Source organism: Pseudomonas sp. LB1P83 (assembly GCF_054897885.1).
Genome location: NZ_CM142709.1, coordinates 6,497,950 through 6,516,262 on the forward strand (window position 1 = coordinate 6,497,950; position 18,313 = coordinate 6,516,262).

Genomic DNA, 18,313 nt, shown 5'->3' on the forward strand with positions numbered 1-18,313 from the left:
GGCTTCAAGACCTTGCCGTAAAGTAATCGCCGTCAGCGTGGCCAGGCAGTCCGGCCGCCCGTGAGGAGTTTTTACCGTGAGCGAACGTTCCAGCCATTGGCAATTGCAGACCATCGTCAGCCAACTGCGTACAGCGCGCGACCAGTGGCGCGCCCAAAATGGCCGCGCCAGCGGCGAGCAGGGCGGTCGCGAGTTGCCTTCCCGAGCGGCCATGGCGGAGATTCTTGAAGCGCTATGCGGCGCCTTGTTCCCGATGCGTCTGGGGCCGGTGGATTTGCGTGAGGAGAGTGAAGACTTCTACGTCGGCCACACGCTGGACGTCGCGTTGAACGCATTGCTGGCGCAGGCGCGACTCGAACTGCGTTACGCCGCTCGCCACAGCGCCGAGGCCGACACCGAAGTCGAGGCCAAGACCATTTCGATCATTCAGGACTTCGCCCTCGCATTGCCGGGGCTGCGCAGCTTGTTGGACACCGATGTGCTGGCGGCCTATCACGGCGACCCGGCGGCGCGTAGCGTCGATGAAGTGTTGCTCTGCTATCCGGGCATTCTGGCGGTGATCCACCATCGCCTGGCGCACCATTTGTACCGCGCGGGGCTGCCGCTGCTGGCACGGATCAGCGCGGAAATCGCGCACTCGGCCACCGGTATCGACATTCATCCAGGCGCGCAGATCGGTCGCAGCTTCTTCATTGATCACGGGACGGGTGTGGTGATCGGCGAGACGGCGATCATTGGTGAGCGCGTGCGGATTTATCAGGCCGTGACGCTGGGCGCCAAGCGCTTCCCGTCGGATGAGGACGGCCAGTTGCAGAAGGGCCATCCACGGCATCCGATTGTTGAGGATGATGTGGTGATCTATGCCGGCGCGACGATTTTGGGACGGATCACCATCGGCAAGGGTTCGACCATTGGCGGCAACGTCTGGCTGACCCGCAGTGTGCCGGCCGGGTGCAACCTGACGCAGGCGAATTTGCAGCATGATGATGGGACGCAGAAATAAGACCCGAAATCTCGGCTGATTGGCCCGGCCTCTTCGCGGGCAAGCCTCGCTCCTACAGGGTCTATGTCGAACGACAATTTTGTGATCGACACAAAACCTGTAGGAGCGAGGCTTGCCCGCGAATGGTTTCAAGCCGAGCCCAATACCGGCATTTAGCTAATTTCCCTCTGAACGAATCCTCCAAATCCCCCGTCATACCCATCCTTGAGCTAGCGTAAAGGCACAAGATTTTGTGGCGAGGGAGCTTGCTCCCGCTCGGGTGCGAAGCAGCCGTACCTTTGCAAAAACCGGGTGCCGCTGCGCGGCACAACGGGAGCAAGCTCCCTCGCCACAGAGTACCGCCGAGCCTTGCGATTAGTCCTTAGCACCCTATCCATGTTTAACTTGAACGCTCATTCAAGTTAAACCGCCGGTTTGCTGCCCGTTCACAACAGGAGGCTTGCCTTGCCGAGTCCGTTATTGATTGACCTGTTTCACCCTTTCGAGGTGCACCTTTCATGAGTGCATCGTCCCTCCCTCCAAGCGGCCAGGTCCGCATGAATCCGCCGGTATTTTATTTCGCGGCGACCTTCATTCTGCTGTTCGGCATCGTCGTCATCGCCATGCCTGAACAGGCCGGCGCCTGGTTGCTGGAAGCGCAAAACTGGGCGGCCAATACGGTCGGCTGGTATTACATGCTCGCGATGACGCTGTATCTGGTCTTCGTGGTGGTCACCGCCTTGTCCGGCTACGGCAAGATCAAGCTCGGTGCCGACCACGACGAGCCCGAATTCAGTTACCTGTCCTGGGCCGGCATGCTGTTCGCCGCCGGGATCAGCATCACGCTGTTTTTCTTTTGCGTGTCCGAACCACTGACCCATTTGGCGCAACCGCCGCAAGGCGAGGCCGGCACGGCGGATGCGGCGCGTCAGGCGATGCAGATTCTGTTTCTGCACTGGGGCCTGCACGGTTGGGGCGTGTTCGCCTTTGTCGGTATGGCGCTGGCATACTTCGCTTATCGACATAACCTGCCGCTGGCCTTGCGCTCGGCGCTCTACCCGCTGATCGGCAAGCGCATCAACGGCCCGATCGGCTACGCGGTGGACGGTTTTGGCATCATCGCCACCGTGTTCGGCCTCGGCGCCGACATGGGCTTCGGCGTGTTGCACCTCAACTCGGGGCTGGACTACCTGTTCGGCATCGCTCACACCCAGTGGATTCAGGTCGGCCTGATCACGCTGATGATGGGCGCGGCGATCATCGTCGCGGTGTCCGGCGTCGACAAAGGCGTGCGCGTGATGTCCGACATCAACATGCTGCTGGCCTGTGCGCTGCTGCTGTTTGTGTTGTTTGCCGGGCCGACGCAGCACCTGCTCAACACCTTGATCCAGAACATCGGCGACTACCTCGGCGCGTTGCCGATGAAGAGTTTCGACCTGTATGCCTACGACAAACCCAGCGACTGGCTAGGCGGCTGGACGGTGTTTTATTGGGCCTGGTGGATCGCGTGGTCGCCGTTCGTGGGCCTGTTCATCGCACGGATTTCCCGTGGCCGGACCATCCGCGAATTCGTCTTCGGCGTGCTGCTGATTCCGCTCGGTTTCACCCTGGCGTGGATGTCGATCTTCGGCAACAGCGCCATCGACCAAGTCCTCAACCACGGCATGACCGCGCTCGGTATGTCGGCCATCGACAACCCGTCGATGACCCTCTACCTGCTGCTGGAAACCTATCCGTGGAGCAAAACCGTGATCGCGGTGACGGTGTTCATCAGCTTCGTGTTCTTCGTGACGTCTGCCGATTCCGGCACCGTGGTGTTGTCGACGTTGTCCGCCAAGGGGGGCAATCCCGATGAAGACGGGCCGAAATGGCTGCGAGTGTTCTGGGGCGCAATGACCGCGCTGGTGACCAGTGCGCTGCTGTTCTCCGGCAGTATCGATGCGCTGAAGTCCGCGGTGGTGCTGACCTCGTTGCCGTTCTCGCTGATCTTGCTGCTGATGATGTGGGGGCTGCACAAGGCGTTCTATCTGGAGTCGCAGAAGCAGATCGCGCAACTGCATTCCCTGGCACCGGTGTCCGGATCGCGGCGTGGCGGCTGGCGTCAACGCTTGACCCAGGCCGTGCATTTCCCGTCTCGCGATGAGGTTTATCGCTTCCTCGATACGACGGTGCGCCCGGCAATTGAAGAAGTCTCGGCGGTGTTCGTCGAGAAAGGTTTGAACGTGGTCACTCAGCCGGACCCGGCCAACGACAACGTCAGCCTGGAAATCGGTCACGGCGAGGAGCATCCGTTTATCTATCAGGTGCAGATGCGTGGTTACTTCACGCCATCGTTTGCCCGTGGCGGCATGGGTTCCAAGGAACTCAACAACCGTCGTTATTACCGGGCTGAAGTGCATTTGAGCGAGGGCAGTCAGGACTACGATCTGGTGGGTTACACCAAGGAGCAGATCATCAACGACATCCTTGATCAGTACGAACGGCATTTGCAGTTCTTGCATCTGGTGCGTTGATCGCCGGGGCGGTGCCGCTCACGTTTCGGTGCTCAGCACCATGAACAGCACCAGCGCCGCCACCGGTACACCGAACACCGCGCTGCCGACCACCAGTTCCGTACTCAACGGCTGGCCGGCATGGACCATGCCGACCGCGCCGTTGATCAACGTCAGTGCCAGCCACAGCACGACAAAGCTGTAGGCCAGGGTCTGGCGGCTGAAGCCGATTTTCTCGCCGATGAACAGCATCAGCGCCAGCAGGATCAGGCCGAAGGTGATGATGATCGTGGTGTGCATAATGCGTGTCCTCCCTTCAGATGTGTGTCGCCCTCAAGACCGCCTTCGCGGGCAAGCCTCGCTCCTACAAGGGTCTCCGGTGAACACAAGCATTATGTTCACTGGCGATCCCTGTAGGAGCGAGGCTTGCCCGCGAAGGCGCCTGGCCTGCCTGCAAACCAGCTTAAACCAATCCACCATTAGCCCGCAGAATCTGTCCATTGACCCAAGCCGAATCCGGCCCAACCAAAAACGACACGATGCGAGCGATGTCTTCCGGCTGACCCAGACGCTCCAGCGGAGGCATCTTGGCGAAGTTCTGAATCTGCTCTTCGCTCTTGCCATGCAAAAACAGCTCGGTCGCCACCGGTCCTGGGGCTACGGCGTTGACGGTGATGTTGCGACCGCGCATTTCCTTGGCGAACACCTGAGTCAGGGATTCCACCGCCGCTTTGCTGGCGATGTACACGGCGTAGCCCGGCAGGTTGAGGCCGACGGTGCTGCTGGAGAAGTTGACGATCCGCCCGCCGTTATTCAGACGCGTTGCTGCCTCACGCAAAGTGTTGAAGGTGCCGCGCGCATGGATGTTGAAGGTCTGGTCGAACAGCTCATCGGTGTGTTGCGCCAGCGGCATCACCTTGAGAATGCCGGCGTTGTTGATCAGCACATCGACCTTGCCCAGTTGCGCTTCGGTTTCGTCGAACATCCGGCGCACGTCATCGGCACTGGCCACATCGGCCTTGATCGCTATGGCTTGATGGCCGGCCTGGCGCAATTCAACAACTAGCTTTGAGGCTTCGGTGGCGCTGCTGGCGTAGTTGATGGCGACGGCGAAACCTTCGCGGGCCAATTGTCTGGCGATCACTGCGCCAATGCCGCGGGAGGCACCGGTCACGATGGCAACTTTCGAAGTTTGAGTGGTCATGGCGGTGATTCCTTTGAAGGTGTTTGCTTGGGGTGAAGCCAGATTCACATGTTTACTCAAGCCGATAAATGCACGAGAGTTGCCTTGACTGTTCAATAATCGCCAACAATCGATGGATGGGAGCGCAACGTGGATCAAGTCAAAGCGATGAAGGTGTTCGTACGTATCTACGAGCGCAGCAGCTTTACGCTGGCCGCCGAAGACATGAACCTGCCGCGTGCGACGTTGACTCACACCTTGAATCAGTTCGAAGCGTGGCTCGGTACGCGATTACTTGAACGCAGTACACGCAAGGTGCGCCCGACCCTGGATGGCGAGGCGTATTACCTGCGTTGCGTGCAGTTACTGGCAGAGCTGGAAGAGGCCGAACTGGCTTTTCGCGGCCGCGCACCCAAAGGCCGATTGCGCGTCGATGTGCACGGCACCCTGGCCAGGCATTTTGTGATCCCCGCATTACCGCAGTTCATGGCGCGTTACCCGGACATCGAGCTGTCCATCAGCGAGGCCGACCGGTTTGTCGACTTGATCGCAGAAGGCGTCGACTGCGTGCTGCGCGCCGGCACGTTGAGCGATTCGGCGCTGATCGGAAAACGCATCGCCAATCTGCGCCAAATCACCTGCGCCAGCCCCGCGTACCTGCGCAAATACGGCGAACCGAAAAACCTTGAAGACCTGAAACACCACCGGGCGGTGAATTACGTCTCGCGCACCACCGCCAAGGTGTTCCCCTTCGAATTTATGGTCGATGGCGAGCTTAAAGAGGTCACCATCGATGGGACGGTTTCAGTGTTCGGTGCGGAAATTTACGCAGCGTCGGCGATTGCCGGGCTCGGCCTGATCCAATGCCCGCATTACCGAATGGAAACTCAGATTGCCCAAGGCCTGGTGCAGGAAGTCCTGATCGACACGCCACCTCCGCCAATGCCGGTTTCGGTGCTGTATCCCCACAACCGACACATGTCGCCACGGGTTCGGGTGTTTGTGGATTGGTTGGGGGAGGTGTTTGCTGAGGCCCGATAGCCGCCGGTCCGAGAGCAAAAAAGCGTTGGGCCGGAACGGCTAATATTTATCAGAGTGTGTATGGTGTGTATTGAAAAGACGTTCGTCGCGTAATGTGCGCAGCAGAAGCTGCCCACAAGGACGAAGGTGATGCGAAGTCGAGAAATGATCAGGATGATCGAAGAGGATGGTTGGTATCTGGTAGCCGTGAAAGGTAGCCACCATCAGTACAAGCATCCGTGCAAGCCTGGGAAGGGTGACGATAAAACACCCTGACTCGGATCTTCCAAAAGGCACGATCAACAGCATATTGAAACAGGCGGCTCTGAAATGAGGCCCGAGATCGGAAACGAGAGCCTCGAAGAGGCCACATCACAGGAAGGACTCACTGAAATGAAATTCCCGGTCGTTCTGCACAAGGATGCCGACTCAGACTACGGAGTAATTATCCCGGACGTTCCGGGTTGCTTCTCCGCAGGCGCTACTGTTGCTCAGGCATTTGAAAACGTGAAAGAAGCATTGTCATTGCATTACGAAGGCCTGGTTGCCGATGGTGATCCATTGCCGCAGATACGCGAGATCGATGCTCATCTTGATAACCCTGATTACGCGGGTGGTGTGTGGGGTGTGGTCGAGTTCGATATCACGCCGTACTTCGGCAAGTCAGTGCGTTTCAACGCGACATTGCCGGAACAGCTGCTTGAGCGTATCGATCAAACGGTCAGGCGGGACCAGCGTTACAACTCACGGTCTGGCTTTTTGGCTGCTGCCGCGTTGCGTGAGTTATCCGCCTGACTTGAAAACCTCCAGGAGCCAGAGCAAGCTCGGCTCCTTCCGTTTTCAGGCACTCTCCCGCTCAATCACTCGGCACTCCAGCAAATTCAGCCGCTGAATCTCATCCTCCACCGGCAGCACCCCCAGGCTCTCCAATACCCGCGTTGCGGCCAGTACGCCAATCTCCAGCGCCGGTGGTTTGATGGTGCTCAGACTTGGCAGCAACATCTCGGCAAACGGGTAGTCGCCGAACCCGAGTACCGCGCACTCCTCGGGGATTTTCAGCCCGGCTCGTTGCCCCGCCAGCAAGCCGCCGGCCGCGAGGTTGTCGTTGGCGAAGATAATCGCATCGGGAGCTGGAGAGACTTGCATCAGCGCTTCCATTGCTTGCTTCCCGGCCTCGAACGGCGCCCGATCGACATCCGGTGCGAACACCCAAGGCTCCAATCCGAATTCACGAACCGTCTGCGCATAACCATCGCGGCGCTCCAGGGCACTGAAGTCTCCGGCCGCGCTGTTCTGCACAAACGCGATGCGTCGATAGCCTTTTCCATGGAGATAGCGCGCAGCGGTGACGCCCACTTCAAAGTGAGAAAACCCGATCTGCATCGGCTCCCGCTCTGGCTGGTAATCCCAGGTTTCAATCACCGGAATGTCTGCTTCGGCAATCATTTTTTCGGTGCCCGCGCTGTGGAAATGGCTGGTGAGTACCAACGCTGCAGGCGACCAGCCGAGGAATGCGCGCACCGCGCTTTCTTCCTGCTTGGCGCTGAAGTAACTCGACGCCAGCAGTAGCTGATAACCATGGCGGCTGAGGGTGTCGCTGAAACCCTGAATGGTGTTGGCGAAGATCGGCCCGGAGATGTTCGGGATGACCATGCCGACGATTTTCCCCCGCGCCGACGCCAGCCCGCCGGCGACCAGGTTCGGCACGTAGCCCAATTCGGCGACCACTTCGGCGATACGCTCGCGGCGCTCCGGCGAAACCTGTTCCGGCTGGTTGAAATAGCGCGACACGGTAATCGCCGAAACTCCGGCTTGCCGCGCCACAGTGTTCAGCGTCACGCGGCCGGCGCCACGGCGTTTACGGGGTTTGTCTTCGCTCAACTCGTCATCCTTCTTAAAAACCAAAAGGCATATAAAAGTAATTTTTCAGTATTGGACGGTCTATGTGACGCTTGCAGATACTGAGGATGTTAGCGCTAACAAAGCGTTCTGTCTGCTACTCGCTCGAGCGAATGCCCAAGACACATTTCAGGCGTTGTCGTCGTAGAACGGCAGCGGTTCAGGGCACACTTTCGAGCGGGCAGACCATGCACAATTTTCCTGGGGCAACACAAAAACTGGCGCAATCGATTCGCGCCGCCGGCTGGTTACTTTCCGGGTTGGCGGCGTTGCCGCTGCCCACGGCGTTCGCCGCCGACAGCGCTGATCAGGAACCTACACTCAAATCCGTCACGGTCACCGCTACGCGCCGCGAAGAGTCGCTGCAAAAAGTCCCTGTCGCGGTGTCCGTCATCGATGGCGAGCAGCTTGAGCGCGACAACCGCAACAGCGTGGCGAGCATCGTCCAGCAGGTGCCTTCGCTGAACTTCCGCACCGGCGCTTCCAACAAGGACACGTCGCTGTTCGTACGCGGGATGGGCACGATTTCCACCTCGCCCGGCGTCGAACCGACCGTGGCCACGGTGATCGATGGCGTGGTGTACGCCCGTCCGGGTCAGTCGACCCTCGACCTGCTGGATCTGGAGCGCGTCGAAGTGCTGCGCGGTCCGCAAGGCACGCTGTTCGGCAAGAACGCCTCGGCCGGGGTGCTCAACATCACCAGCAAGGCACCGACCGCCGAAACCCACGGCTACATCGATCAGTCGTATTACAGCGGCAACGAAAGCCGTACCCGATTCGGCCTCGGCGGCAGCTTGATTCCAGACACCCTGAAGGGGTCGATCAGCACGCTGTTCGGCAGCTACGACGGCAACGTCGACAACGAGCACAACGGCCAGGAGGTCAACGGCTACAACCACAAAGGCGCGCGAGGCAAGCTGGAGTTCACGCCTAACGATGAGCTCAAATTCACCTTCATCGCCGACTACATGCAGTCCCACGACGATGCGCCGAATGGCGTGGTCAGCGAGTCTCTGACGCCAGCCTTTGCCAATGCCCTGAACCCTGTTCGGGCGTCCAGCGACAACCGCAAGATCAACACCGATACGCGCACCCATGTCGATGACATAAACAAAGGTCTGTCCGGGCAACTCGACTGGAGCTTCGGCGATTACACCCTGACCTCGATTACCGCGTGGCGCGGTTGGGACAACACCCAATATCAGGATGGCGACCGTCTCGGTACGATCACCGCCGCGTTCCCCGGCACCGCCGACAAGGGCGATCTGGCGTTCGATCAGTACTCGCAAGAGCTGCGTCTGGCCTCGCCCAAAGGTGAGTTTCTCGAGTACGTCGGTGGTCTGTTCTACATGCACGGCAAGGATGAAGAAACTTATCAACGGACGCTGACCACAACCACCAGCGTCAACCGTGGCGTCGCCGATTACAGCACCACCAGCGACAGCTACGCGGTGTTCGGCGAAAGCACGCTCAACTTCACCTCGGACTTCCGTGGCATCGCCGGCCTGCGCTGGACCCACGACGATCTGGAATACGATCACCGCCGTGTTTCGACGTCCGCCACCACCGTCAGCGGCATTCAACCGGGCACCCGCAGTTCGGGGTCGGTGGATGAAGACGGCTGGTCCGGCCGCCTCGGCGTGCAATACGATTTGAGCGATGCGGTCACCACTTACCTGACCTATTCGCGTGGATACAAAGGCCCGGCCTACAACGTGTTTTTCAACATGCAGCCTCGGGACACCGACGCGCTGAAACCGGAAACCTCCAACACCTGGGAGGCCGGTATCAAGGCCACGTCCTGGAACAATCGCCTGACCACCAACCTCGCGATCTTCCACAGCGATTACGACAACTACCAGGCGAACTTCTTCGACACCGTCGCCGGCCAAGTGGTGACGCGCCTGATCAACGCCGGCAGCGTCAGCACCGAAGGCGTCGAACTCGATTACGCCTTGCAGGCCACCCAACAACTGAAGTTTTCCGGTGCGCTGGCCTACACCCGCGCGCGCATCGATGAGTTTGCCTGCCCGGCGGGCGCTGCGGCGTCGTGCAACGTCAACGGCAAGCCGCTGCCCTTCAGCCCTGACTGGAAAAGCTACGTGCGCGCCGACTACACCATCCCGCTGGATAACGGCCTGGATGTCGAACTGGGCACCGACTACAGCTGGCAAAGCGAAGTGCAGTACGACATCAGCCAGAATCCTGACACCAAGCAGGGCGCCTACGGAGTCTGGAACGCCAGCGTCGCCCTGGCCGATTACAGCAACGGCTGGCGCGTGGCGTTGTTGGGCAAGAACCTGGCGGACAAATCCTATTCACCGGCGCTGGCCAGTGGCGGCAGTTACATTTATCGCGCCGTGCCACGTGACGACGAACGTTACTTCGGTGTGCAACTGCGCAAGGATTTCTGAGCATGACTCGACAGCTGAAACTCGGCGCCTTTCTCATGGCCGGCGGGCACCACGTGGTCGCCTGGCGTCATCCCGAGGTGCCGGCCAACGCGGGGCTGGATTTCGCTCACTACAAGCGTCTGGCGCAAATTGCCGAAGCGGCGAAGTTCGACGCGCTGTTTGTCGCCGACAGCGTCGCAGCGCCGAGTGGCGAGATCGCAAGCCGCATGGCGCGCTCGGATTTTTTCGAACCGCTGACGCTGCTTTCAGCCTTGAGCGTCGTCACCGAGCACATCGGCCTGATTGCCACCGCCACCGCCACCACCAGCTACAACGAGCCGTACCACGTGGCCCGCAAATTCGCCTCGCTGGATCACCTGTCGGGCGGGCGTGCAGGGTGGAATCTGGTGACCTCGGACAACGCGGCCGAAGCGCAGAACTTTGGCCGCGACGAACACATTGGCCACGCCGAACGTTACAGCCGCGCCCGGGAATTTCATCAGGTGGTCACCGGGCTCTGGGACAGTTGGGAAGACGATGCCTTCCTCCGCGACAAGGCCAGCGGTGCCTATTACGACCCGGCCAGACTTCACGTGCTGGATCACGTCGGTGAACACTTCCGGGTCAAAGGCCCGTTGAACGTCGCGCGCTCGCCGCAAGGGCAACCGGTGATCGTGCAAGCCGGGTCTTCCGAGGTCGGTCGCGAACTGGCGGCGCAGACGGCGGAAGTGGTGTTTACGGCGCAGACCTCCTTGACCAGCGCACAGACGTTTTATGCCGACCTCAAGGGCCGCCTGCCCCGGTACGGTCGCAGCGCCGATTCCCTGAAAATAATGCCCGGCGTTTTTGTGGTGGTCGGGCAAACCGAAAGCGAAGCGCAGGAAAAATATGAAACGTTTCAGCAATTAGTCGAACCCGAGGTTGGCGTCGCATTACTTGGGCGTATGCTGGGCAACTTCGACTTGTCGAAGTATCCGCTGGACGGGCCGTTGCCCGACTTGCCGCTGACGCAAAGCGGTCAGCAAAGTCGGCAGAAACTGCTGACGGAACTGGCGGGTCGGGAAAGCCTCAGCCTCGCTGAGTTGGGCCGCAAGATTGCCGGCGGCCGAGGGCATTTCAGCCTCGTCGGGACGTCGGAGCAGATTGCCGATCAGTTGCAGGAATGGTTCGAACAGGGCGCGGCAGATGGCTTCAATGTGCTGGTGCCGCATCTGCCCGGAGGCCTGGAAGATTTCGCCAACGGCGTGGTGCCGGAACTGCAGAGCCGAGGGTTGTTCAGAACAGAGTACGAAGGCCGCACGTTGCGCCAGAACCTTGGGCTGGCCAGGCCTTCCAACAGATTTGTGTAACGCCCCTGTAGGAGCGAGGCTTGCCCGCGAAGGCGATCTTGAGTACGCCTTCGCCAGCGAGCTTGGCTCCTACAGATTTCAGATAAGACAGATAAGACAGACAAGAGAGGATTCGATGACTTACACCGCTGCCGAAAACCGCTACGACTCTATCCCTTACCGCCGCGTGGGCCGCAGCGGTCTGGTGCTGCCGGCACTGTCCCTGGGCCTGTGGCACAACTTCGGCGACAGCACGCCGATCGACACTCAGCGCTCGCTGTTGCGCACCGCCTTCGACCTGGGCATCAATCACTTCGACCTGGCCAACAACTACGGCCCGCCGTACGGCAGTGCCGAGATCAACTTCGGCCGTTTGCTGCGCGAAGACTTCAAGCAATACCGCGACGAGCTGATTATCTCCAGCAAGGCCGGTTGGGACATGTGGCCCGGCCCTTACGGCCAGGGCGGCGGTTCGCGCAAATACGTACTGGCCAGCCTCGACCAGAGCCTGCAGCGTCTGGGTCTGGACTACGTGGACATCTTCTACTCTCACCGCTTCGACCCGGACACGCCGCTGGAAGAAACCGCCAGTGCGCTGGCCACCGCCGTGCAACAGGGTAAGGCGCTGTACATCGGAATCTCGTCGTATTCCGGGGTAAAAACCCGTGAGATGGCGGCGCTGTTGAAAGAGTGGAATGTACCGTTGCTGATTCACCAACCGGCGTACAACCTGCTCAATCGCTGGGTTGAAAAGGACCTGCTGGATGTCACCGACGAACTCGGCACCGGCGTCATTGCGTTCACGCCGCTGGCGCAGGGTTTGTTGACTGACAAGTACCTTAATGGCATTCCGAAAGATGCGCGGGTCAATCGCCCGGGCGGTGGTTCGTTGCAGGAATCTCATCTGTCCGAAGCCAACATCGCCCATGTGCGTGGGCTCAACGAAATCGCCAAGCGTCGCGATCAGAGCCTTGCGCAACTGGCGTTGGCGTGGACGCTGCGCGATCCGCGCGTGACCTCGGCGCTGATCGGAGCGAGCCGGCCGGAACAGATTATCGAGAACGTCGGGGCGTTGAAGAATTTGAGCTTTAGCGCTGAGGAGCTGGCGGAGATTGACCGGTTTGCCCAGGAAGGCGGGATCAATCTTTGGGAGAAGCCTTCGACGGCTGAATAAAACTGTTCGAAGTCGAAGGTTAAATCACAGATAAGCCCCCCTTACGGATAGGGTAGCTTGTCTGTGATTGCATCCAAGAAGCTTGAGCGGTGCTATTTTTTTGGAAAACCGAGTATTTCTGCGGTTTCACTGAAAAATGTATCTCTTGCAGATCTCTTTCTGAGTTGCATGTCGATCACTTGTGATTGATCAGGAAGATTGAAGTATCCCCTGTCCAAGCTACACAGGTTTTCAAGGGTTGGCAGTGGTAGCCCCAGTAGTTGCCTGACTTGAGATCGGGAAAGCACCTTGTTCTCGACAAGCATTTTCACGCCTCGCGCTATTAACTGAGGCCTTTCAAAGTCAAAATCACCGTCCATAGGTTCGCCCTTGACCCAGCCTCTTGCTGACCTGGCTTTCCACAGTCTTGTCGTCGTGGTGTCATTGATGATTTCAAGATCTAGGCATCGACGAACCATCGCTGCGACAGAAACCTTCCAGCGCGGCTTAAGTGCCAACAACGTGTCCAAAGTTGGCCAACGAATCTCCCTTAGAAAACTTTCAGCTGGCATCAGAAAGGCGCTAGCAAACCGGTGAGCCTGCGATTCAAGCAGCGCGTAATTTGATTCATATTGTTCTTTGGATATATGCCGGTGGAGAACTATATGTCCCAGTTCATGGGCTGCATCGAATCGATTGCGTATGCCGTTAGCCTTGTCCGCGACAAGGAGCACATAAGGACGCTGGTCCAACTCATACCAATTTGATACGCCATCCATTTTCAGGTGACCTAACGTGGTTCGAGCGCACACTATTCCAGCGTTCTCCAGCACTTGAACGACATTGGGTATGGGGGCAATTCCTAGGCCCCATGCTTGACGGCATTCAGTCGCCATCCGCTCGATTTCCTGGTCAGAAATCAGCTGGCAATTATTTTCCATCAAGTGAGGAACGTTAACTGTGACAAATTCAAGGCTTTCCTGAAGCTTGTAGGAAATGTCTTGAAGCCACTCCAAGCGGACCTCCGCGATCTCTCTCGCGTTGGTGGTAGTACTCACCTGAGAGCGAAAGAAAAATGGAGTGGTTTCACTCGTTACGATCTGCTCCTCTAGCAGCCAGTTTTCACTGACGCCAAAAACCTCGCATAACCGTTGGAAGGCGTCGGCCTCAGGTACCTGAAGTCCGTTCTCCCATTTAGAGATGTTTCCCGAGGCACGCCCCACCATTTCGGCTAAAGCTGTTTGGGTGATACCAAACGTGAGCCGTAACTGCTTGAGGCGCTCAGACTGAAAGCCCGCGACTCCAGTTCTCATGGTTCACCTCTTGGAATTTTGCTCTTCATCAGTGTTGTCATCGATTTCTTCAGCGCGGCGCATCTTATCTCGCATTTTCACCAATTCAATCGGTTTCTGATCAACAGCTTCATTATCAGAGTAGCTCTGAAGAAGGTCCTCAAACGTGCAATTCATATGGAAGCCTTTGCCGTTGAAATAAGGTACAGCCATCATAATTGCCCGCGGCTCTGATTGATCCTCTGAGCCTGATGGCGGTGCATGGACAACGACAAGCGCATGAATCAATTGTTCGGTGACTGTCTGCGTCAATCCATCAATCCAGTCCATCTGTGTGGATGCTAAAGATTCGTTCAACGTTTTCAGTTCGCTTCGATGTTTCGCTGTTCGAATTTCTTTTTGCCAAGGTAGGACGACAGACGTGATACGCAAATTCCCCAGCTCCAATAGTACGTAATTGTGTCCTTTTGGGTCGGTTGTTTTGAGGATTGGATTCCAGCGTTTCATTCCGGCTAAGGCATCTTGAACAAGCGAATGTCGTAAATGACCACGTAGATCTGCTGGAGGGGTATGAATCAGGAGTTCCTGTGTTTCCTTCAATGCCTTTTGAAATGTTTGAGGAATAAGAATGCCGAGTTCGTCAAAAAACTCTCTGTCGACTTGCGCGCGAATAAAACCTTGGATTTCTTCCTTTGTAATCATGCAGGCCACCACTCACTATTCGGTAAGCGGATTTTTACTTCATTTTTATTCGTTTTGGAAGAGTTGACTGTTTTTTTATACAGTTATCCAGACGAGTGGTGGCATCAATTTGGAATGTTTCTTCCTCGCCCGGCGTCACCGGAAAAACGGCACATCCCCCAACACCGTAGCCCGCTGCATCACCCGCCGCGCCGGCCGGTAATCATCGACGGCGTAATGCTGTGTCACGCGGTTATCCCAGAACGCCACATCGTCTTTCTGCCAACGCCAGCGAATGGTGAATTCCGGCCGCGTTGCATGGGCAAACAAAAACTTCAAAATCGCTTCGCTCTCGGTTTCCGACAGCTCATTGATCTTCGACGTGAAGCCCTCGTTGACGAACAACGACCGGCGCCCGCTCACCGGGTGCGTGCGAATCACCGGGTGCGATAACGGCGGATTCTTCCGGCGCGCTTCTTCCCACTGGGCCAGGGCCTCAGGCGTGTTGCCGTAACGCTCCAGCGGAAACGAGCGGGTGAAATCGTGAGTCGCCGTCAGCCCTTCGAGCAAGCCCTTCATCGGCGCGGACAACGCTTCATACGCCGCAATGCCGCTGGCCCACAGCGTGTCGCCGCCAAATTCCGGCAGCAGCTTGGCGCTCAGTACCGCGCCCATGGCCGGGGTCGGCAGGAAGGTTACGTCGGTGTGCCAGATCGCGTTGTCGCGCACGTCGGTGACGGCGGTGTCGAGGATCAGTACTTCCGGTTGTTCTGGCACATTCGGGTAGATCGGATGGATGTGCAGATCGCCAAAATTCGCGGCGAAGCGTGCCTGCTGTTGAGGCGTGATCGACTGGTCGCGGAAGAACAATACTTGATGCTTGAGCAGTGCTTGTTCGATGGCGTCGCGTTGTTCCAGGTTCAGCGGCTGGCTGACGTCGATGCCGCTGATTTGCGCGCCGAGGGCCGAGCTTAGGGGAATGATGGTCAGGTTACTCATGGTCTTTCTCTTCAATCCGGGGTGCAGAGCTTTTGTAGGAGTGAGCCTGCTCGCGATGGCGGTGTATCAGCCACTGCCATGTCGACTGACACTGCGCTATCGCGAGCAGGCTAACTCCTACAAGGTTTTTCACATGATGATTTTTCAGTGAGCCTGGCCATGCCACGGCACCAATTTGCGTTGAAGCGCGCGCAGGCCCATTTCCATGGCGAAGGCGATCAGCGCGATCACCAGAATCCCCAGCACCACCACATCGGTGACCAGGAACTGCGCGGCCGACTGCACCATAAAGCCCAAACCGCTGGTGGCGGCGATCAATTCGGCGGCGACCAGCGTTGACCAACCCACGCCCAGACCGATGCGCACGCCGGTCAAAATGTCCGGCAAGGCGCTCGGCAGAATCACATGGCGAATCAACTGCGCCCGGGTCGCGCCCAGCGACTGGGCGGCACGCAACTTGGCCGGGTCAACCGTGCGCACGCCGGTTGCAGTGGCAATGGCGATCGGGGCGAAAATCGCGAGGTAGATCAGCAAGACTTTCGACAACTCGCCGATGCCGCACCAGATCACGATCAGCGGCAGGTAAGCCAACGGTGGAATCGGCCGGTAGAACTCGATCAGCGGATCGAGAATGCCGCGCGCGATGCGGTTATGGCCGATGGCGATGCCAACGGGCACGGCGGTCAGCACCGCGAAGATAAGGCCCAGGCCGATTCGGCTGAGGCTGGCGCCCAAGTGCTGCCACAACGTTGAATCCATGTAGCCGGTGGTGACCAGCAGCCAGCCTTTTTGCAGCACGGCAGACGGTGGCGGCAGGAACAGCGGTTCGATCATTCCAGTGGCCGTAACGGCCCACCAAATGACAACCAGCGCGAGCAGTGTCAGCACGCTGATCCACCGAGTGCTCAAACTGCGGCGGACCGGAATGACCGTCGAACCTGGTTTCACCGCGACGGCGGGAATTTGATAGCTGCTCATGCGCGCTCCTGCCGCTGGGCGGTGCTGCGTTGGGAGAACACTTTGGCGAGCACATGTTCGCGGGTTTCGATGAAGCGCGGGTCGGACTTGATCGACCGTGCCGACTCACCGGCTGCGTAACGCTGGCCGAAATCCAGGTTCAGGCGCTCGACGATTTGCCCTGGGTTCGGCGCCAGCAGAATCAGATCCGTGGCGAGGAACACCGCTTCTTCGATGTCGTGGGTAATCAGGAATACCGGTTTGGCGGTGCGCTGCCAGACTTGCAGCAGCAACTCCTGCATTTGTTCGCGGGTAAAGGCATCGAGGGCTCCGAAAGGTTCGTCCATCAGCAGAACACGAGGGTCGGCGGCGAGGGCCCGGGCCAGGCCGACACGCTGTTTCTGGCCGCCCGAGAGCTGCCAGATTCGGCGACTTTCGAAACCGGAAAGGTCCACCAGCGCGAGCATTTCCCGAGCACGGATTTCACGTTTGTCCCGGGAAACACCGGCCAGTTCCAGACCGAAACCGACGTTGGCCAAGACGTCCTGCCAAGGCAGCAAGGCGTCGTCCTGGAACACCACGCCGCGTTCGGCGCTCGGGCCTTTGACCGGCACGCCATCGAGGGTGATGCGCCCGGCGCTGGGCTCGACGAAACCGGCAATCAGGTTCAACAGCGAAGTCTTGCCACTGCCGGACGGGCCGAGGGCGACCAGCAATTGCTGGGGCCCAAGGCTCAGGGAAATATCCGCCAGTACCGGTTCCGGGCTGCCGGGGTACTGTGCGCTGATGCGCTCCAGCTGTAGCAAAGCCATCGCGGTTAACTCCCGATCAGTTGGTGATGAACTTCGCGCTGACGTACGGCGCGTAGTCCGGCAGCACGGCTTCGACCTTGCCTTGTTCCTTGAGGAACACAGCGGTATCGGTGATGGCCTTGGTGGTCGGTGCGCCGAGGGTGATCACCTGGTCAGCCGCCAGCGGGAAGACGTTGCCTTGCAGCAGCAATGGAATGTCGCTGGCCTTGGCGCCGGAGAGTTTCACCAGTTTGTCGACGTTGGATTGGTTGGCGAGCCAGGCTTTTGGGTCTTTGCGGTAATCGGCGTAGGCGTCCAGGGTCACTTTGGCGAACGCGGTGACGATTTCCGGGTGCTTCTCGGCGAAGTCTTTACGCACGATCCAGGCATCGAAGGTCGGCGCACCGAACTTGGCCAATTCGCCGGAGGTGATCAGTACTTTGCCGTTTTCCTTGGCAACACCGAGCGCTGGGTCCCACACGTAAGTAGCGTCGATGTCACCGCGTTTCCACGCAGCGATGATCGCGGGTGGCGCGAGGTTGAGCACGGTGACTTTCGACGGGTCGATGTTCCAGTGCTTCAGCGCGGCCAGCAGGCTGTAGTGGCCGGTGGAAACGAACGGCACGGCGATTTTCTTGCCGATCAGGTCCTGCGGAGTCTTGATCCCGGAACCGTCGCGGGCGACCAGGGCTTCAGCGGCACCGATCTGCGTGGCAATCAGGAAGGTTTCGACCGGGACTTTGCGGGTGATGGCCGCCGTCAGAGGGCTGGAGCCGAGGTAGCCGATCTGCACGTCGCCGGAAGCGATGGCGGCGATGATGTCGGCGCCGTTGTCGAATTTGCGCCAGTCGATCTTGGCGTTGGTGGCTTTTTCGTAAGCACCGTCGGCCTGGGCGACTTTCGCCGGGTCAACGGTGGTCTGGTAGGCGACGGTGACATCGGCCGCTTGGGCCAGGAAGCTCGCCGCAGCCAAAGACGCGGCCGCCAGGAGGCGAAGAGGGAAATTCAGTTTCATTGGGAAGCTCCTTGTCAGGCGACCGAGAGTCGGCGTGAAAGGAGACTAAATGATCTAAGAATTCGAAAATAAATAACTTTTTCGAATGAGCTTATGAGCGGAAAATTCTAAGGGGACCGTGGCGCGGC

General features: G+C 58.8%; 16 protein-coding genes and 1 pseudogene. 8 read left to right on the forward strand and 9 right to left on the reverse strand.

Annotation, left to right across the window (positions count from 1 at the left end; translation table 11 throughout):
* The first annotated feature begins 76 nt into the window (after positions 1-76).
* Together epsC and betT are read left to right on the forward strand one after the other, a co-directional pair.
* Positions 77-1,003, forward strand: a complete 927-nt coding sequence (epsC, locus tag ACYZTY_RS29870; protein ID WP_131060555.1) for a serine O-acetyltransferase EpsC — start codon at positions 77-79, stop codon at positions 1,001-1,003.
* Positions 1,004-1,539: 536 nt separating this feature from the next.
* A complete protein-coding gene (betT, locus tag ACYZTY_RS29875; RefSeq protein ID WP_461959415.1) occupies positions 1,540-3,495 on the forward strand; it encodes a choline transporter BetT in 1,956 nt (651 codons plus the stop codon).
* 18 nt (positions 3,496-3,513) lie between these two features.
* On the opposite strand, the gene ACYZTY_RS29880 is transcribed toward betT, so the two are convergent.
* Positions 3,514-3,774, reverse strand: coding sequence for a hypothetical protein (locus tag ACYZTY_RS29880; protein WP_461956615.1), 261 nt, complete (start codon positions 3,772-3,774; stop codon positions 3,514-3,516).
* 163 nt (positions 3,775-3,937) lie between these two features.
* Complete coding sequence (locus tag ACYZTY_RS29885; protein WP_461956616.1) at positions 3,938-4,678, reverse strand: SDR family oxidoreductase; 741 nt, start codon at positions 4,676-4,678, stop codon at positions 3,938-3,940.
* A 129-nt stretch (positions 4,679-4,807) separates the two neighbouring features.
* Between ACYZTY_RS29885 and ACYZTY_RS29890 the strand changes: the two genes are divergently transcribed.
* The 3 genes and pseudogenes from ACYZTY_RS29890 (at position 4,808) to ACYZTY_RS29900 (ending at position 6,472) form a co-directional block, all read left to right on the forward strand.
* On the forward strand, positions 4,808-5,698 hold the full coding sequence (locus ACYZTY_RS29890; RefSeq protein ID WP_461956617.1) for a LysR family transcriptional regulator: 891 nt from the start codon (positions 4,808-4,810) through the stop codon (positions 5,696-5,698).
* A gap of 129 nt (positions 5,699-5,827) precedes the next feature.
* A pseudogene (locus ACYZTY_RS29895) lies at positions 5,828-6,011 on the forward strand (type II toxin-antitoxin system HicA family toxin).
* Complete coding sequence (locus ACYZTY_RS29900; protein WP_461956618.1) at positions 6,008-6,472, forward strand: type II toxin-antitoxin system HicB family antitoxin; 465 nt, start codon at positions 6,008-6,010, stop codon at positions 6,470-6,472. The pseudogene ACYZTY_RS29895 and the gene ACYZTY_RS29900 overlap by 4 nt, the downstream one beginning before the upstream one ends.
* Before the next feature lie 45 nt (positions 6,473-6,517).
* Here the strand turns inward: ACYZTY_RS29900 and ACYZTY_RS29905 are convergent, their stop codons facing one another.
* Positions 6,518-7,558, reverse strand: a complete 1,041-nt coding sequence (locus ACYZTY_RS29905; RefSeq protein WP_461956619.1) for a LacI family DNA-binding transcriptional regulator — start codon at positions 7,556-7,558, stop codon at positions 6,518-6,520.
* Between the two features lie 206 nt (positions 7,559-7,764).
* Here ACYZTY_RS29905 and ACYZTY_RS29910 point away from each other — a divergent pair, with 206 nt between their 5' ends.
* From ACYZTY_RS29910 to mgrA, 3 genes are all read left to right on the forward strand, one after another.
* Positions 7,765-9,990, forward strand: a complete 2,226-nt coding sequence (locus tag ACYZTY_RS29910; protein ID WP_461956620.1) for a TonB-dependent receptor — start codon at positions 7,765-7,767, stop codon at positions 9,988-9,990.
* Positions 9,991-9,992: 2 nt separating this feature from the next.
* Positions 9,993-11,318 carry an LLM class flavin-dependent oxidoreductase gene (locus ACYZTY_RS29915; protein ID WP_461956621.1) on the forward strand — a complete coding sequence of 442 codons (1,326 nt, stop codon included), beginning with the start codon at positions 9,993-9,995 and terminating at the stop codon, positions 11,316-11,318.
* 115 nt (positions 11,319-11,433) lie between these two features.
* On the forward strand, positions 11,434-12,471 hold the full coding sequence (mgrA, locus tag ACYZTY_RS29920; protein WP_461956622.1) for an L-glyceraldehyde 3-phosphate reductase: 1,038 nt from the start codon (positions 11,434-11,436) through the stop codon (positions 12,469-12,471).
* A gap of 92 nt (positions 12,472-12,563) precedes the next feature.
* Here mgrA and ACYZTY_RS29925 read toward each other — a convergent pair whose 3' ends face one another.
* The 6 genes from ACYZTY_RS29925 to tauA form a co-directional block, all read right to left on the reverse strand.
* Entirely contained in the window at positions 12,564-13,763 is a 1,200-nt protein-coding gene (locus tag ACYZTY_RS29925) for a helix-turn-helix domain-containing protein (RefSeq protein ID WP_461956623.1), read from the reverse strand.
* Positions 13,764-13,766: 3 nt separating this feature from the next.
* Entirely contained in the window at positions 13,767-14,444 is a 678-nt protein-coding gene (locus ACYZTY_RS29930; protein ID WP_461956624.1) for a hypothetical protein, read from the reverse strand.
* Between the two features lie 135 nt (positions 14,445-14,579).
* Positions 14,580-15,422 (reverse strand): taurine dioxygenase, encoded by an 843-nt coding sequence (tauD, locus tag ACYZTY_RS29935; RefSeq protein ID WP_461956625.1) that lies wholly within the window; start codon positions 15,420-15,422, stop codon positions 14,580-14,582.
* A gap of 144 nt (positions 15,423-15,566) precedes the next feature.
* Positions 15,567-16,400, reverse strand: a complete 834-nt coding sequence (gene tauC / locus ACYZTY_RS29940) for a taurine ABC transporter permease TauC (RefSeq protein ID WP_461956626.1) — start codon at positions 16,398-16,400, stop codon at positions 15,567-15,569.
* A complete protein-coding gene (gene tauB / locus ACYZTY_RS29945; protein WP_461956627.1) occupies positions 16,397-17,191 on the reverse strand; it encodes a taurine ABC transporter ATP-binding subunit in 795 nt (264 codons plus the stop codon). Before tauB ends, tauC begins: the two co-directional genes overlap by 4 nt.
* A gap of 16 nt (positions 17,192-17,207) precedes the next feature.
* Positions 17,208-18,185, reverse strand: a complete 978-nt coding sequence (gene tauA, locus ACYZTY_RS29950) for a taurine ABC transporter substrate-binding protein (RefSeq protein ID WP_461956628.1) — start codon at positions 18,183-18,185, stop codon at positions 17,208-17,210.
* Positions 18,186-18,313: the final 128 nt, after the last annotated feature.

Excerpts from the sequence above, each read along its gene's own strand:
- ACYZTY_RS29915 (WP_461956621.1), top strand. The coding sequence starts at position 9,993 with ATGACTCGACAGCTGAAACTCGGCGCCTTTCTCATGGCCGGCGGGCAC.
- ACYZTY_RS29930 (WP_461956624.1), bottom strand. The coding sequence starts at position 14,444 with ATGATTACAAAGGAAGAAATCCAAGGTTTTATTCGCGCGCAAGTCGAC.
- ACYZTY_RS29900 (WP_461956618.1), top strand. The coding sequence starts at position 6,008 with ATGAGGCCCGAGATCGGAAACGAGAGCCTCGAAGAGGCCACATCACAG.
- ACYZTY_RS29885 (WP_461956616.1), bottom strand. The coding sequence starts at position 4,678 with ATGACCACTCAAACTTCGAAAGTTGCCATCGTGACCGGTGCCTCCCGC.
- ACYZTY_RS29910 (WP_461956620.1), top strand. The coding sequence starts at position 7,765 with ATGCACAATTTTCCTGGGGCAACACAAAAACTGGCGCAATCGATTCGC.
- mgrA (WP_461956622.1), top strand. The coding sequence starts at position 11,434 with ATGACTTACACCGCTGCCGAAAACCGCTACGACTCTATCCCTTACCGC.
- tauD (WP_461956625.1), bottom strand. The coding sequence starts at position 15,422 with ATGAGTAACCTGACCATCATTCCCCTAAGCTCGGCCCTCGGCGCGCAA.
- tauB (WP_461956627.1), bottom strand. The coding sequence starts at position 17,191 with ATGGCTTTGCTACAGCTGGAGCGCATCAGCGCACAGTACCCCGGCAGC.
- tauA (WP_461956628.1), bottom strand. The coding sequence starts at position 18,185 with ATGAAACTGAATTTCCCTCTTCGCCTCCTGGCGGCCGCGTCTTTGGCT.
- betT (WP_461959415.1), top strand. The coding sequence starts at position 1,540 with ATGAATCCGCCGGTATTTTATTTCGCGGCGACCTTCATTCTGCTGTTC.
- tauC (WP_461956626.1), bottom strand. The coding sequence starts at position 16,400 with ATGAGCAGCTATCAAATTCCCGCCGTCGCGGTGAAACCAGGTTCGACG.
- ACYZTY_RS29880 (WP_461956615.1), bottom strand. The coding sequence starts at position 3,774 with ATGCACACCACGATCATCATCACCTTCGGCCTGATCCTGCTGGCGCTG.
- ACYZTY_RS29925 (WP_461956623.1), bottom strand. The coding sequence starts at position 13,763 with ATGAGAACTGGAGTCGCGGGCTTTCAGTCTGAGCGCCTCAAGCAGTTA.